10 protein-coding genes are annotated in these 16,318 nt (G+C 62.3%); 5 read left to right on the forward strand and 5 right to left on the reverse strand.

Going from position 1 to position 16,318, the window contains the following annotated elements:
• Positions 1–59: 59 nt before the first annotated feature.
• Positions 60–1,139 carry a ParA family protein gene (locus QF050_RS03850; protein ID WP_308929236.1) on the forward strand — a complete coding sequence of 360 codons (1,080 nt, stop codon included), beginning with the start codon at positions 60–62 and terminating at the stop codon, positions 1,137–1,139.
• Between the two features lie 66 nt (positions 1,140–1,205).
• Positions 1,206–2,498, forward strand: a complete 1,293-nt coding sequence (locus QF050_RS03855; RefSeq protein ID WP_308929237.1) for a ParB/RepB/Spo0J family partition protein — start codon at positions 1,206–1,208, stop codon at positions 2,496–2,498.
• Between the two features lie 4,710 nt (positions 2,499–7,208).
• Here QF050_RS03855 and trxA read toward each other — a convergent pair.
• The 5 genes from trxA to QF050_RS03880 all read right to left on the reverse strand — a co-directional run bounded on the left by trxA (position 7,209) and on the right by QF050_RS03880 (position 13,233).
• Positions 7,209–7,535, reverse strand: a complete 327-nt coding sequence (gene trxA, locus QF050_RS03860) for a thioredoxin (protein ID WP_308929238.1) — start codon at positions 7,533–7,535, stop codon at positions 7,209–7,211.
• 36 nt (positions 7,536–7,571) lie between these two features.
• On the reverse strand, positions 7,572–8,528 hold the full coding sequence (trxB, locus tag QF050_RS03865; RefSeq protein WP_308929239.1) for a thioredoxin-disulfide reductase: 957 nt from the start codon (positions 8,526–8,528) through the stop codon (positions 7,572–7,574).
• A 211-nt stretch (positions 8,529–8,739) separates the two neighbouring features.
• Positions 8,740–10,371: an ABC transporter substrate-binding protein gene (locus QF050_RS03870; RefSeq protein ID WP_308929240.1), complete on the reverse strand. Its 1,632-nt coding sequence runs from the start codon at positions 10,369–10,371 to the stop codon at positions 8,740–8,742.
• A 162-nt stretch (positions 10,372–10,533) separates the two neighbouring features.
• On the reverse strand, positions 10,534–12,672 hold the full coding sequence (gene murJ, locus QF050_RS03875; protein ID WP_308929241.1) for a murein biosynthesis integral membrane protein MurJ: 2,139 nt from the start codon (positions 12,670–12,672) through the stop codon (positions 10,534–10,536).
• Positions 12,673–12,732: 60 nt separating this feature from the next.
• Complete coding sequence (locus tag QF050_RS03880; RefSeq protein ID WP_018762826.1) at positions 12,733–13,233, reverse strand: NUDIX hydrolase; 501 nt, start codon at positions 13,231–13,233, stop codon at positions 12,733–12,735.
• Positions 13,234–13,441: 208 nt separating this feature from the next.
• Here QF050_RS03880 and QF050_RS03885 point away from each other — a divergent pair, with 208 nt between their 5' ends.
• The 3 genes from QF050_RS03885 to QF050_RS03895 all read left to right on the forward strand — a co-directional run bounded on the left by QF050_RS03885 (position 13,442) and on the right by QF050_RS03895 (position 16,296).
• Positions 13,442–14,950: a CCA tRNA nucleotidyltransferase gene (locus tag QF050_RS03885; RefSeq protein ID WP_308929242.1), complete on the forward strand. Its 1,509-nt coding sequence runs from the start codon at positions 13,442–13,444 to the stop codon at positions 14,948–14,950.
• The gene (locus QF050_RS03890; RefSeq protein WP_018769863.1) at positions 14,947–15,531 is read left to right on the forward strand and encodes a histidine phosphatase family protein; all 585 of its coding nucleotides are present in this window, start codon (positions 14,947–14,949) and stop codon (positions 15,529–15,531) included. Before QF050_RS03885 ends, QF050_RS03890 begins: the two co-directional genes overlap by 4 nt.
• 633 nt (positions 15,532–16,164) lie before the next feature.
• Positions 16,165–16,296: a hypothetical protein gene (locus QF050_RS03895; RefSeq protein ID WP_308929243.1), complete on the forward strand. Its 132-nt coding sequence runs from the start codon at positions 16,165–16,167 to the stop codon at positions 16,294–16,296.
• Positions 16,297–16,318 lie beyond the last annotated feature (22 nt).

The raw sequence follows: 16,318 nt of genomic DNA on the forward strand, positions 1-16,318 counted from the left end.
TGGAGCAGTTAGGCTAGACAACGGCAGCAAATTGGCTGAACGAGAGTGAGTGTGCCCCAGTGACGAGTAGTGAAGCCTCCGCACAACGGATCCCGCCGTTTGTGTCTCTGGGGTCGGCACGTTCCGTCGCTGGGTCCGGATTGGCCGGTTTGGGAATGGCTCCGGCCCGCGGTGGAAACCATCCACGGTCGGCTACCGGTGCGGTAGGAAGCGCAGTTTCACGTGAAACAACCTCTTCCGGTAGGTCAAACGTTATCGATGCGATAGATGATTCGAGTCCTATCGCCCGTGAACTCGCCCACGAAACCAAGCGGCGGGAACGCCTGATGGGACGCGAGCTCCCCCGTCCGGAACAGACCCGGATCTTCACCGTTTCGAACCAGAAGGGCGGCGTGGGCAAGACCACGACGACCGTGAACATCGCTGCGGCCCTTGCCGCTGCCGGGCTCAACGTCCTGGTCATCGATATCGATCCGCAGGGCAACGCCTCCACCGCCCTCGGCATTGAACACCACGCTGAGGTGGACAGCATCTACGACGTCCTGATCAACGATGTCCCGCTGGCCGATGTTGTCGCCCCGTGCCCTGACATCGGGAAGCTGATCTGCGCACCGGCTACGATCCACCTGGCGGGTGCCGAGATCGAACTGGTGTCGCTGGTGGCCCGTGAACAGCGTTTGCGCCGTGCCATCGATGTATATGCGAAGACGCGCGAGAAGAACGGCGAAGATCGCCTCGATTACGTCTTTATCGACTGCCCGCCCAGCCTTGGCCTCTTGACGGTAAACGCCTTCTGCGCCGCCAGTGAAGTGCTGATTCCCATCCAGTGTGAGTACTACGCCCTGGAAGGCCTCAGCCAGCTCCTCAAGAACATCGAGATGATCCAGAAGCATCTCAACGCGGATCTTGTTGTTTCAACGATCCTGCTTACCATGTACGACGGCCGCACCAACCTCGCTGCCCAGGTTGCTGCGGAAGTACGCCAGCATTTTCCTGAACAGGTACTCTCCGCCGTCGTTCCCCGCTCGGTGCGGATCTCTGAAGCTCCCAGCTACCAGCAGACGGTCATGACTTACGACCCGTCCTCGAGTGGTGCCCTGTCCTATTTGGAAGCCGCCGCTGAAATAGCGGAACGCTAGAATCTTCAATACCGCAACGCATGGAGGTCCGGCTCGTCCGGGCTTCACCACTGGAGGGATTTACCCATGAGCGAGAAGCGAAGGGGCTTAGGCCGCGGTCTTGGCGCGCTGATTCCAAGTTCCGCCGCAGCCAATGGCTCTGCCAACGGTGGAGCAGTATCGCGGCCAGTGGATCTCTTTTTTCCTGAGGGCCGGAAGAAGACTGAACCCGTGGAGCAGGCGGCCCCGCCGGTCCCGCCGGCTCCAGCCACGGCGCAGGAGAAGGAGAGCCCGGCTCCTGGCCCACGCGCTTCGGCAGCCAAGACAAGTGCCGCCAAATCCGCAGACAGCGACAAGGCCGCCGCTGCGGCGGCGGCAGCCAACGGGGCGGCTGACAAGAAGGCCCCCGCCAGGAAGGCCCCGGCAGCGCGCTCCAAGGCAGCCGCTGAGCCTGCCCCCGCTGCGGCACCGGAAGAAACCCATCAGCCCGCAGAGGCCGGCGTAGAAACGAATACGGCGGATCCGGGTGCGGCCCCGGACTCCGGCGTTGAGCTGGTTGAGGTGCCCGGCGCACGCTTTGCTGAGCTGCCGGTGGCGGACATCCACCCCAACCGCAAACAGCCCCGAGCTATCTTCGATGAAGACGACATGGCCGAGCTGGTCCACTCAGTTCGCGAAATCGGAGTCCTGCAGCCCATTGTGGTCCGCACTTCAACCGAAAGTGGTAGCGAGCCCTATGAACTGGTCATGGGTGAACGCCGCTGGCGGGCTGTACAGGCTGCCGGGCTGGAGACTATCCCCGCCATCATCCGTGACACCACGGATGATGACCTGCTCCGTGACGCATTGTTGGAGAACCTGCACCGCAGCCAGCTGAATCCCCTGGAAGAGGCGGCGGCGTATCAGCAACTTCTTGAGGATTTCGGTACCACCCATGAGCAACTGGCAGACCGGATCGGCCGTTCCCGGCCGCAGGTATCCAACACGCTCCGCCTGTTGAAGCTGCCCCCGCTGGTGCAGCGCCGTGTCGCTGCCGGTGTGCTGTCAGCCGGGCACGCACGGGCCCTTCTCTCGCTGCCCGACGCAGCGGCCATGGAACGGTTGGCCCAGAAGATCGTTGCCGAGGGCATGTCCGTGCGCGCCACGGAAGAAGCGGTCACCCTCTACCAGGACCCTTCGAAACCGGCCAAGAACAACATTCCCCGGCCTGGGGCACGGCATGAGCGGCTGGACTACCTCGCTTCGTCGCTTTCAGACCGCCTGGACACCAACGTGAAAATCTCCCTAGGCGTTCGGAAGGGTAAGGTCAGTATCGAGTTTGCCAGCGTTGAAGACCTGAACCGCATCATGGATGTGCTGGCGCCGGGATCGACCAACTGATCTTCCCAACCACGAATTCCAGTAGGAGGCCCGATTCGAATTGAATCGGGCCTCCTTGTGTTTAAGGCCCTCCCCTAAAAGCAAAATGGTGTACCGACTGTCTGATGCTGGCTTGGGCTGATGCTGGCTTGGGAACGGGCGCCGCGGAAACCTTCAGGCCGGACTGCTGACTCCCGCCCAGGAGGCAATCCCGCGGATGCAGACCGCTTTGAGAGTGGCATCAGGCGGTCCGCAGCCCGGAATTCAATTTCTGATACGGCCCGCCTTTTCGATGTTGGAAGATGTGAACGGTCATCGAAAACCTCTGGATAGCAGCTGTTTTGCCGCTGTTCTGCGCTGGTGGCTTCCTCCATTTCCGCGGAATAACACACGAAGTGACTCAATGGGGCCGAGCTTGCGCTTGTAGTCGTGAGTAGGAGGGTCCTGACTATCATTCGACAACCGGCGGGACTCTGCTCTCTTGGCGGACCTTCTGGCGTCCCTAAACGGCTATTTCAGGACTCCGGGCCGGGGCAGTGCCGGACGTGAGTTTTGGATGTTGCTCGGGGGCTAGCTCGCGTGAGGGGGTTTGGACGGGGTGCGGCTGGCGGCGTTCATGTTTCACGTGAAACGGGATCAACTGGCGGCGCTGGACTCCCCTGCTGGGATGCACTGTCATGATCCTCTGTGACTTCTTGTGCTTGCATCCTTGGCGCGGCCACAATGGCGCCCACCCCCTCAGAGAATTTGATTTTCTCTGTGCAACTAAGCGCTTGTAGCCTTCGTCAATGGATGCGTCGTCGTACCGGTTGCGAGGAAGAGTGTACGAATTGGCGATTTTCTGACGGGTAACAGGCGGGTCCGTTTCATTTGAGGGAATTTTAGGTCATCTCTTTGTCAGAAGTAACAGTTTTACTGGTGTGCTTGGATTGGGAGGTCAGGAGATCTTATGACGTTCTGCCTGTCACTGGAATCGCCTCGATATGGTTCTTCCACTGGGCTTTCCGAGTTGAAGTGGTTACCACTGCGCTATGTCACTTGGACTGTCGATTCCTTGATTTTCAGTCACCACATTAGCGTCCGTTAGCGTGTGTCAGCAACGCTGCGGCCGCTTCAGTTCCCTATCGCCCTCTTCAGAAAAGCTGGCCTCGGATAGAGGGTTTTACGTCAGTAACGGTGGCGTGACACTCCGAGCGCCCGCCGCCATGGCCATTCTGGGAGCGCATATGGCGGTCGCTGACCACTGGGACTCCGTCCGGCGGCAAGTGACGGGGTCCATCGATAGGCCGTCCGAGCCATGTTTCACGTGAAACAGACTGGATGCTTCGGGCGGTCCGATCCCCTCACGTTGTGTGTTTCACGTGAAACATGGTTGGGTGCAGAAGTAGGGAAGCTTCATCGGCAGTGTGTCTGGCGACGAAGTTCGGTACTTCATGGGCGAGGCGTTGTGGCGTTGTGTCCACGGCCCCTCTTCGGCCTGCTATCTCACGTGTCGGACCATACACTGGGCGTACCCGCAAGGAATCGCCGCCCTAATGAGTGGCGTCAGATGGGTCTCCCCTGGCTGACGAGCCACACTGGCAGGCCTGCTGGACTTACTTTGTGCGTGCATGTGACCTAAAGGCTCATTGACTGAAAGAACACAGAACTGTAGTGGCGGCTTGTTGGCCAACGGCGCTGTAGTGAGGGTGCCTGCGGCGGTTCACGGATGAAGGGACTTCTCATGGCTGGGCGGAGGAGTTCTTCAGCCAGTCTGAGCTCCCTTCGAGGTCTCGTACCAATACGGCGGGAGCTGGGGCGATACCGCTACTCGACGATGCGGGAGCAAGCTGGCCAGAAAACAGTGAGACGCCTAGTACTCGAGGGCGCCCGTGGCCGTGGGTGTAGCAAAAGCAGCAGTGCGATCCAATGGAGACGCTGCGGCAGCTGTCAGGTGCGTGCGGCGACGTTCGCCGCACTAGGACCGGCCACGTATTTTCTACACTTCCCCGACCGGGCATCAATGTTCATCGGAGCTACCACCATCCACTTCCCACGTCCAAGGAGAAGTGTATTAACTGCATCAGGACCATAGGGATCACAGCCCAGGAATGCTGCCCTCGAAGTGCTGACGGGCCTAGGACCTTGGGAAAAGAAGCGACGCGGCAACAAGTTCGGCAATAGTGCGGCAGGCAAACGTACTGTAAGGTCTGCAGCACGATCACTCAATGGGTCCTCGAGCGGCCTAAGCGCAGAGACGCAATGACAGGGCGCCATGACGGGTACGCCCTGTTTGACGGAATGATGGCAGACGATGCCAGTACCTACGACGGCGCGAGAGTCCTGATGGGGTCAATATGGGTGTGTTGGCGTTGTGCCGTGATCGGCAAAAGCGGTGGATATTGCTGTGGATAACTTTGTGAATAACTATGGCGACCGCCCTCGTCTCATCTTGGATGGGAGCGGACAGTCGACCGACAACGGCCTGGAATGCCGGAGCCTTGCCGACCGCCCACTCGGTCGCCAGCCGCCATGTTTCACGTGAAACCAAAAGGTTACCACTCGCTAGATGGTCAGAGTGCCGTTTTGAGCAGAAAAGCGATTACTTTCCGCATTAGGTTGCCTCATTGGATGTTGAGTTCACGCTATCGGGACAGGTCCCGACCTGTGAACCGGAGGCCTGACCTAGCTTGCCGGTTCCTCGACTGGGTCGGAGAGGAGTCTGGCAGGCGTCTCGGATAACAGTGCTGGCTGTGGATATCGCTGTGAATAACTCCGGGGCTCCTCTGTGGATAACGTGTGAACAAGTCCAGTGGTGGGGCATCAGGGTTCTGTTCTCGGTCGCTTTGATTGCATGCCTTGTGCCGGCCTGGAACAACCCCTCCGCCCATCTCAGGCACCCACCATTCTCCCTGATCTGCGGGTATGGCGGTTAGAGCTTAAGGTGCCCGTGCCGCGGGTTTGGTTCCGGGGTTCAGTTATTCCTGCTCGGCCAGGTGTCCCACCGGCCGGAGGGGTTTGATGGGGTTCGGGGCGGACCTGGCCATCCACCGTGGCGCATGGTCTTACCCCGCGTTGCTAATCTTCGACGACCTTACTGGGAGTCGGTACAGGCTACCTTCGCGGACGCAGCACCGGCTACCTCCGATCAGGGCCCTCTTATTCTCGGGTCGGGCGTGCGTGCCCACCTTGACGTGGTCCGCGCCCTCTTTAAGCATGACATCACCTAAATCATCCAGGCCGTAAAGCGTCGATGTCACAACCGGCCAGGTGCCCTCAGGGTCCAACACAAGGGACACAGCAATGCGTAAGTGGGGCATGCTAATTGGAGCCCGACCGTAGCGGCCACCCATCACAATGGAGGTCCCTTCGAGTCAATCTCTGGGCGGCACATGTTCGGATCTATGGCGAGGTAAAAGCGGTTGGCGGATCATGGGCTGTTTCACGTGAAACATTGGGATGTGGAGCCAAGGGGCCTGCGTGAATTCCACCAAGACGGAGAGGCCCCGAGACGGTGGGCACACCCATTGGCTGGATGGGGCGACGGTCTAAAGGAAAGCCAGCTACGACGCTTCCGGTTCCCCGATGCGCTTCCCATCCAGGTCGGCTGACTTAGTTTGCGTTGGCAGCCAAATGCATCTCTCCTACGTGCCCGGGACCTTCATCGCCATGAGACAGGCGATGACCTGCAGATGGGTCGTGGAGATGCATACGGGGCACACTTGAGGGTCTAGGCGTGGTGGCAGCCATTACGCGTGCAGAGGGCCGCTGACGCGGTAGGGTTCGATCTCTCGTGCACTCAGATCCAGTACCGTGTCGGTATAGAACGTTGCCTGCGTTGGAAGTTGCGGCGCGAGTTGGCAAGGACGCTGCATGCACTCGAAGCGTCTATACTCGGTTCTCCAAGTGTCGTGAGGCCAATGCCTTTACTTTCGTCAATGAACATTGACCCCGGGCCTTGCGATGTAAGGAGTATGTCTCCGCCAGGGTCAAAACTGTACAGAGACGCAGCGTGCTGACGGGGCGGATCGGTCTCATCGACTTCGGGTTGTCCACGCTACATGGGCCAACCGGGGGCGAAAAGACCAGGGACGAAGAGTCGGCAGCTTGGGTCCGCTCCCTTATGCTGCGCTACGTGGTTCCAGCGGCCAGGGAAACCGGCGAGAGGCCGTCGTTCAGTAGCTTGTGGACGATTGTAGAGAATGTGTCTTTCACCCGTGTCGTACTGCGCGGGATTCAACCACAGAGTCAGCCTCCACGCTGTTTCACGTGAAACATGAAGCGCCTGTTCCAGCATCGGTTTCGGCCCCTTTGGGAAGGGCAGTTGCCACCCCTATTTCGTAGCTGGTGCCTATTAAACCATCCAGATGCGACGGGGACATCATGTTGGGAGGTTGCTGCGTCGTATTTGATTGGTGGAAACGAGCGGGGCCGGGACGTGCCGGCCGCCCTCCTCCGTGTAAGTCTTCACACATACAGGGCACGATTTCCGCCGAAGCCGAGCTTGTGGATCCGCAGAACAAGCGGGCAGCGCAGCTATGTTTCACGTGAAACGGTAGGTGCAGTTGTACCTGGCGCGGTCCCCCGATAAACCCGTCAGCCAGTATTGGCTCACCGCGTACAGAGGATCGATAGGCGCAGGTCGAGTTGTGAACACGTCCGCCGCCATAGCCAAGAGAAAAAAGTGGCCCCCGCCGGATGACGGGAGCCACTCTCTAGCTATTTGCCAATGGGCACCTGCGGTGCACTTGATCAGGAAAGAACGTCAGCGAATTCCTTCTCAAAGAACTGCTTCGGCTTGGCACCGATGACAGTGCTCTTCACTTCGCCGTCCTGGAAGAGGTAGACGGCCGGAATCGAAGTGATGCCATATTCAGCAGCGATTGCCGGGTTGTCGTCTACGTTGACCTTGACGACGTTTACTTTCTCGCTGTATTCGACGGAAATTTCATCGAGGATGGGTCCCAGCTTGCGGCAGGGGCCGCACCACTCAGCCCAGAAGTCTACGATGACAGGCTTGTCTGCGGACAGGACGTCAGTGCCGAAACTTGCGTCAGTTACATCTTTTGCGTTGCTCATAACCTTGTCTTTCTCTTCGGATAACAGTGGCGCGGATTATGCGGGCAGGTCGGCCAGGTAGTGTTCGACGTCGATAGCCGCAACACATCCGGAACCGGAAGCAGTGATTGCCTGGCGGTAGGTCGGGTCAACAACATCGCCGGCTGCGAACACACCGGGCAGGCTGGTCCGCGAGCTCCGGCCTTCCACGGCGATGGTGCCCTCAGGCGTCAGATCCAGAATGCCCTTGACCAGATCCGTGCGCGGATCGTTGCCGATAGCGACGAAAACACCCGTAACGGCAAGTTCAGACAGGGAACCATCAATGAGGTTCTTCAACCGAAGTCCGGTGACCTTTTCTTCGCCGAGGACATCGTCCACGGCGCTGTTCCAGGCAAAGCTGATTTTCTCGTGGGCGAGTGCCCGGTCCGCCATGATCTTGGAAGCCTTGAGCGTGTCACGGCGGTGTACAACCGTTACCGATTTCGCGAACTTGGTGAGGAAGAGGGCCTCCTCCATTGCCGAGTCTCCGCCACCAATGACCGCGATGTCCTGGTCCTTGAAAAAGAAACCGTCACAGGTTGCACACCAACTTACGCCGTGACCGGACAGCTTCTTCTCACTGGGGAGACCCAATTCCCTGTAGGCAGACCCGGTGGACAGGATGACGGCCTTCGCCTTGAAGGTCTCCCCCGTGGCGATGGTGACTGACTTCACTGGTCCCTGGAGGTCGAGCTCCGTGACATCCTCAAACTGGATTTCAGTGCCGAAGCGGGTGGCCTGCTTCTCAAAGTTCTCCATCAGGTCCGGCCCCATGATCCCTTCAGGGAAGCCGGGGTAGTTTTCCACATCCGTGGTGTTCATCAATTCGCCGCCGGCAGTGACTGAACCCGCGAGGAGCAGGGGCTTGAGGTTTGCGCGTGCGGTGTACACGGCTGCCGTGTAGCCTGCCGGGCCCGAGCCCACGATGATGACATCACGTACGTCGGACGCCGTGTTTTCTGCGATGGTCACTGGGACGTGAACCTCTTCCTTGTTCGACTTGCCTCCCCTTGGAGGCCGGCCACATGGCACAACCGTGCCCGCGTGCTGAATATTCCAGCGCCCGGACAAGGTGAATCCCGCAAAGGGTACAGGACGATCCTTCGCAGGGCGCTCTTTCCAGAGTACATTCCCCCGCTCGGGACGCTCGGCGCGGCTGTAACAACCGCAGCGTGCAGGCGGCCTACTGGACCTTGATTTCCGCGAGGCGGAGGCCGTAACCGTAACGGGTCTTCGGGGCCGCAAGCTTTGGAAGCGAATTGATGGAAACAATCACATACTGGGCCTGCACTGGCTCGGCAAGCGGCACATTCAGGTCCGTGGACGTGAAGCTGTTGGTGCCAACTGCCTTGGCACCATCCAGGGAAGGTTGGTCGTTGGTGTAAACGGTGATGTTTCCACCGGAACCGCCAAGCTGGGAGAGCGTGATGGAAGAAACAGTGGCCTTGCTCTTGAGCTTCACCACGAGGGGAACGCCCTGTGGGGCCAGGCCGCCCCAGTTTTCAGTGGCGAACTCCATGTCGGACCAGTAGCTGGCGTTGTTACCGTCGAAGGCCTTGACGAGGTCACCATCGAATGTGGCAGCAAAGTCGAAGTTCCCCTGCCGGGTCACACTCTCGATAGCGGGCGGGACAGCCGGTGGAGCTGACGGAGCTGCCTGGGTGGCCGACGCAGACCCCTGCGGTGCACTGGTGCCGGCGGGCGGAGCCGACTTGGCCTGGGGCTGGGAGGGGGTGAACAGGCTGCCAAGGTTGGTGACGGCGAAGATCAGCCCGGCAATCAGGACAACGGCCAGGAGGCCGCCCACCAGCCAGCGCATGGAACGTGGCTGGTTTTCGGACTCATGACGGTCGTCGTCGTCATCATCGTCACGTCCGGCAAATGCAGTACCGACAGCGGCGGGAGCCGCCGCACGGGCAAACAGGGCCGACCTGCCGTTGACCCTGCGCGGCTCCTCGGGGGCGTCGCTGTCCTCGTGGTAGTCCTGGTCCCCCGACTGCGCGTAATCGTCATCGGACCACAGGGAAACCTTCGGCTTGCCGTCCGGAACGGACTGCCGGGGATGTGCCTGGGTGGTGTCAGTGGGACCGGTGTCCGCGGTGTCTGCCGGCTCAAATCCGGCGTCACGCCCGGCCGCAGGCTGTACGGGCTGTGCTGCCGTGGCGTCGGGATCAACGTTGGCCGGCCGCCGATCGGCCGCAGCTGCCGCGGCTCCGGCACCCGCCGCGGCGGCACCAGCGGTACCAGCAGCGGCGGCGCCGGCTGTACCAGCGCGGCCGGAAGCCGGGGTCGCTGAGGGGGCTTGGCCTGCAGGCCGGACCGTGGGCCTGGGCGGCATGGCCGGGGCAGGATAAGGATCAACCTGGCTGGGGTGCGAGTCGGCGTAGTTGATGTAGCCGGCGTCGACGTTGTCTTCGTCGTCGTAGGGCTCGGGTTCGTGGGAACGCGCCTGGCCGAAGATCTCACTGCCCAGGGTGTCCGTGAAGAAGGGTTCGACGTAGGGCGGGTTGGACGCCACAACAAGGTCCAGGAGGTCGGCGGCGGAGGTGTGGTTGGTGATGAGGTAGGTGGCGTCCTCGGTAACGCCGAGGTCCAGGACCTGTACCGTGCCGGGGCGTTCGCCGGTAGCCACTTCGCGGGCGCTCTGGGCGACCTGCTCCGTGTTCTCCGGGCCTGCAACCAGGATGCTGACCGGCCGGTTGAGGACCTGGTCAACACCGTCAAGCACCAGATCGTGGTCGTGGGAGGCCAATACCGTGGCTGTGACCTTGTAACGGCCGCCCAGTACTGATCCGACATCGATCGGGTTGGACACGTGTTCCTCCTAGACTGTCCGGGATTGCCGGCCTCAATGACGCAACCGCCGTTCAGGTGCCGCGCACGGCCAAACTGAATGCAACTACCCCTGTACCTGTTCGATCCTAGCCGATCAGCCCCGGACGCCCGTGGAGAAGACCGGCGCCAAACCGCGCCAGCATCACTTTTTCCGTGGGCGGCGGTTCTTGAAGTACGGGTTTTCGCCGGCCTTCCCCTGGTACGTCCGGCGGCCCGGAAGCGGAATCTGCTCGCTGAGCAGGCCTCCGCGCGCAGTGGCGGGCTGCTCCTCGCCGGGCAGGTACTCAGCCGTTGGAGCCTCGTGGCTGCCGTCGTCGTTCACGTCCTGGCGGTGCACTCCGCGTTCCGGATCCGGGCCCGCCCGGAAGGAAACGGCGTCGAACTCGCCGGAAATCCGGGGAATGAGGCCGGTGTCCACGGACGTGGTGGCCCGCTCCGGACGGTGGACGCGCTCCCCGCCTGCCCCTTCGGCAGGAGAGGACGACGGCGTGTTCCCCGCCTGCGGAGCAACAGCTTGGCCACGGCCAAACCGGCCCAGCAGCGGCCGGAGCATGTCGCCCAGCTCAGTGACCCGGAACAGCCGAAGGAGGACGAGGTAGACGGCCAGCATGACCGGACCGACGACGACGACCGTCACCAGTGCAGTCCCCCGGTTCTGCCAGGCGAAGCCGTCCGGGCTGTAGCTGCCCATGAGCCACAGGGCGCCCGCGCCGGCGATGGCCGAGCCCAGCGCCGCGTACCCCATCCGGATGTAAGAGTTGGCAATCCGCGCACCGTCCAGGTGCCCAAGGAGGCGGCGCAGGAAGAACGCGCTGATGACCACCGAGAGGATGTTGCCCACCATATAGAGGACGGCAATGGCGTAGATGATCCGGCCAACCGGCAGGAACTGGATGGCGAAGGCGCCGGCCACGTACACGACGGCCAACAGGAGCTGCACATAGAACGGCGTGCGGGCGTCCTCGTTGGCGTAGAACACACGGGACATCATGAAGTTGGCACTCATGAAGGGGGTGCTGAGGGCGAGGATGGTCAGCGTCTGGGCCAGCATGACGCCGTCCTGGCGCGAGCCGCCGGAGAAGAACATCCCCAGCGGGCCGGCCAGGGCAAAGAGCGCCAGGGCGCCAAACACGGTGGCTACGGCCATGGTCCGCAGGCCGTGCGAGAGGGCGTCCCGCAGTTCAGCGCGGTTGCCCTCCTGCGAGGCGCGGGTCATCCGGTTAAACAGCACGGTGGCCAAGGACAGCGCAATGATGGAGTGCGGCAGGAGGTACAGCTGGCTGGCCACCTCCAGGACCGCGTTGCCCGGAAGGATGGACGCCGCAGGGTCCCCCGCCTCCTGCAGGCGGATGCGTTCCGCACCGGGAATGGTGGCTATGCGCATGACGTACAGGAAGGCCAATTGCCCGACGGCGGCGGTCAGGAGTGTCCACACGCTCAGCTTGGCAGCATGGCCCAGCCCCACGCCCCGCCAGCCGAACCGGGGGCGGAGGCCAAGCCGCAGCCGGAAAACCGGAACCATCAGGATGGCCGTTTGGGAAAGCACGCCAATGGTTGAGAACCCGGCCACCAGCAGCGTCTGCGTGGACCCCCAGTTGTCCAGCGTATGTCCGCTTACCTCGTTGCTGCCGAAGAGCCAGATGAACATGCCCAGGCCCGCGATGGCCACCACGTTGTTCAGGATGGGCGCCCACATCGCGGGGCCAAACGCGCCGTTGGCGTTCAGGACCTGGGTCAGCAGGGCGTAGAGGCCGTAGAAGAAGATCTGCGGCAGGCACCAGAAAGCGAACGTGACCGCGAGGGCCTTCTGCTGCGGCGAATATCCCTGTGTGGTCAGCTCGATAACCCCCGGAGCCGCCAGCGTCACCAGGGCCGTCAGGCCGAACAGAAGCAACACGGCGAGCGTCAGCAGCCTGCTGATGTAGTCCGCTCCCCTGTCCGGAGCCTTGCTTGCCTTGATGATCTGCGGCACCAGCACGGCGTTGAAGACACCGCCGGCCACCAGGAGGAAGATCAGGTTGGGCAGGTTGTTGGCGTTGATGAACGTGTCGTTGACCGTTGAGCCAAGGCCCAGGGCGGTGCCGAGCATCCAGGTCTTGCCGAAGCCCAGGAAACGCGAAACGAGCGTCCCCGCGGCCATGATGGCGCTGGAACGTGACTCGCTGGGACCCGCGGACGCGGGCTGCGCAGTCTCCGGTGCCGCCGGATCGGCGGTTGCGTCGACGGGTGCGGCGTCATCGGGCCGGCCGGACCGGTCGGAAGGAAAGTTGGTAGCTGACATCGAGTTCATCGTCTCACCCGCCTGCCCGTAACACCGCAATGACGACGGCGGCGTCCGGGCTTAGAGGTGTCCGGGCAGGACCTCGCGGGCGAGGTCCGCGATGCGGCGTTCGTTGGGGAAGGACAGCTTCCGGGCCAGCTCCTGGATGGGAACCCAGGCCACATCCACCGCTTCCTGGTCGGGATCGTTCTCAATGGTGAGCTCGCCGCCGGTAGCGCGCAGGAGGTAATGGTGCACGGTCTTGTGGACCCGGTGGCCGCTGACCGTGAACCAGTAGTCGATGCTGCCCAGCGGCGCCAGGATGTCTCCTTCGATGCCGGTTTCCTCGGCAATTTCGCGGACGGCGGCCTGCTCGTTGTTTTCCTTGCCCTCCGGATGCCCCTTGGGCAGGCACCATTCCAACCGTCCGCCGCGATTAAGGCGGGCGATGATCGCAACCCTCAATTCGGCGTCGGACGTGTCCACCACAACGCCGCCGGCCGAGACTTCCTCAACCGTGGGCAGCGACGCCGGTGCCGATTGCTGGGCAGGGGCAACATGCGCCCCGATTGCCGATGGCAATGGTGCGTTCGTCCTCCTGCCTGGAGCGCTCGGTACTGGATGGGCCATGGAGTCCACTCTAACGACTGTTGCCCGTTCGTGATGACCGGAACATGACACCAACATGGACGGGATGTGACGCATTTTGAGACCGGGAACCTCAATCAGCGCGGATCTTGACGCTTTTTTGGACTGCCGCGCCGCTGGTTTCTGCCAAGCTTAAGGAACTATGTCGCACGCACATCACAAGATTGATTCCCACACCGTTGACTTCAAGGTGGACCCGGTGGTCCTGGAGCTCGGACAGCGGTTCGTGGACGCCGGCCACGAACTGTCCCTGGTGGGCGGGCCGGTGCGCGACCTTTTCCTTGGCCGGACCTCCCCCGACCTCGACTTCACCACCGACGCCACCCCGGACCAGACGGTGGCACTGATCAAGAAGTGGGCGGACAACTTCTGGGAGATCGGGCGCGCCTTCGGCACGATCGGCATGCGCAAGGCCGGCTTCCAAATTGAGATCACCACGTACCGGGCCGAGGCCTACGATCCCGACTCCCGCAAGCCCGTGGTGGCTTTCGGTTCCTCCCTCACCGACGACCTGCTGCGACGCGACTTCACCATTAACGCCATGGCGTTGAAACTGCCTTCCCTGGAACTGGTGGATCCGTTCGGCGGGGTGCGGGACCTCCATGCCTCCATGCTCGCCACACCCGGTGCGCCGGAGTCCTCGTTCTCCGATGACCCCCTGCGGATGATGCGGGCGGCCCGCTTCGCGGCGCAGCTGGGCGTCTCGGTCCGCGACGACGTCCGGGACGCCATGACCCGCATGGCTGACCGGATCAAGATCATTTCCGCGGAGCGGGTGCGGGACGAACTGGTCAAGCTGGTGTGCGGCGCCCGGCCGCGGACGGGCATTGACCTCCTGGTGGAGACCGGGCTGGCCGAGTATGTGCTGCCCGAGGTCTCCGCCCTCCGGCTCGAAGCCGATGAGCACCACCGCCACAAGGACGTCTACCAGCACTCCCTCCAGGTCCTGGAGCAGGCAGCTGAGCTTGAAACAGACGCGGAGGGGGCAGTGCCCGGCCCGGACTTCGTGCTGCGCTTCGCGGCATTAATGCACGACGTCGGCAAGCCGGCTACGCGCCGCTTCGAACCTGGCGGGGCTGTGAGCTTCCGCCACCACGACATGGTGGGTGCCAAGCTGACCTCCAAACGGATGAAGGCGCTGCGGTTCGACAATGACACCATCAAGGCGGTTGCACGGCTGGTGGAACTCCACATGCGTTTCTATGGCTACGGCGACGCCGGCTGGAGCGACTCGGCGGTGCGGCGCTACGTCACCGACGCCGGCCCGCTGCTGGAACGGCTGCACCGGCTCACGCGGTCCGACGTCACCACCCGGAACCAGCGCAAGGCCGACCGGCTGTCCTTCGCCTATGACGACCTTGAGTCCCGCATTGCCGCGCTCCGCGAACAGGAATCCCTGGAAGCCGTGCGCCCGGACCTGGACGGAGCCCGGATCATGGACCTGCTGGGCCTCAAACCAGGGCCCGTGGTGGGCCGCGCCTACAAGTTCCTCCTTAATGAACGGATGGAACACGGACCGTTGCCCGCGGAAGAAGCCCAGGCGCGCCTGCTCCGCTGGTGGGCCGAACAGCCTGAATCCGCACCTGCCGGGCCCGAATCCGGAACCTCTCCCGCCGTCGTCGAACCTTCACCCGCTGAGGAGTCCAAATGACCAACCCCGCCTTTGCCCCGCGCCCCCAGCTCTGGATCCTCCGCCACGGTGAAACCGAATGGTCCAAGAGCGGGCAGTACACCGGCCTGACCGACCTCCCCCTGACGGTGGAAGGGGAACAGCAGGCCGTGGAGGCCCGCAAGGTACTGGACGGCGTCGACTTCGACCTGGTGCTCACCTCGCCGCTGCGGCGTGCACGGCGCACCGCGGAGCTCGCCGGTTTCCCCGATGCCCGGCACGAACCGCTCGCGGTGGAGTGGAACTACGGGGACTACGAAGGAATCAGCTCGGACCTGATCCGCAAGGACAACCCCGACTACCTGATCTGGACGCACGGCGTTCCCAACGGCGAAACCCTTGACGAGGTGGCCGCGAGGGCGGACAAGATCATTGGCCGGATCCTGGAATCCGGGATGGACAACGTGCTGATCGTGGCGCACGGGCACTTCTCCCGGATCCTTACCGCGCGCTGGCTGGAATTGCCCCCCACGGAAGGCAGGCACTTTATCCTCGGCACTGCCAAAGTATGCACCCTGGGCTGGGATAAAAAGACGCCAGCTATTGTGCGCTGGGGGCTGTAAACCCTTTTATTAAATGACTTTTCCGCTTTTCCCCGGCAATTGCTGGCCTTTCCCGGATTCCTGGGGTACCTTTATTCCTGACCCCACGGCACTCAGCCCGGGTCCAAGACCGCATTGCACACCACGCAGCGGACAGCAGAAAAGGAGGTTGGGAAAATGATGACTTTGACTGGCGAATGGAACACCCCCATCAATGCGTTCCCGGCCTTTGCTGGTGCTGCGCGCGTGGCTTCGGTCGGTACCGGGTGGCGGTCTGCCGCCCTCCCCGGTTCACCGCGGCGCCGCTAACCGGAACCAGGCTCCCCGGTAACCCGGCCCACCAGGGCCTGTTCCCGGGATCCCTGCCGGTACGCCGCACTTTCTGCGCTGACTTCCCGGAGCAGCGCCTGCCCCAGCCCACGCTTCGCTGACGCCTGATACCGCGTCCGCGCAATTCCGCGTTCCGGCTCTGCGGCAGGTGCAGGTCTTCCGGCACCGTCAGCGTCCCCTGAAATTGTATTCTTTCCTGCAATTTCGGCTTATTTCCCCCATGGAATTTGTGCGCCCTCATTCCGCGCTTTTGCGCGCCGAAAAGCGGCGCTAATTCATCATGCACTTTTTGTGCCCTAGTTACGGCGAAAGGAGGTGTCTTCCTTGATGCGGAAAATCCTGGGACTCTTGTCCCGCCCACTGCAGCGCCGCAGTTCCTTCAACAGTGACCTGCTGGAGCAGCATCGAAACGACGTTTTCGTGCTCATGCACCAGCAGATCGGTGGCTTGCGCTGAGTGCCGGCTCCCCGCGCTTTGC

The organism is Arthrobacter sp. SLBN-112, from assembly GCF_030944625.1.
In the GTDB taxonomy this organism is placed as follows: Bacteria; Actinomycetota; Actinomycetes; order Actinomycetales; family Micrococcaceae; genus Arthrobacter.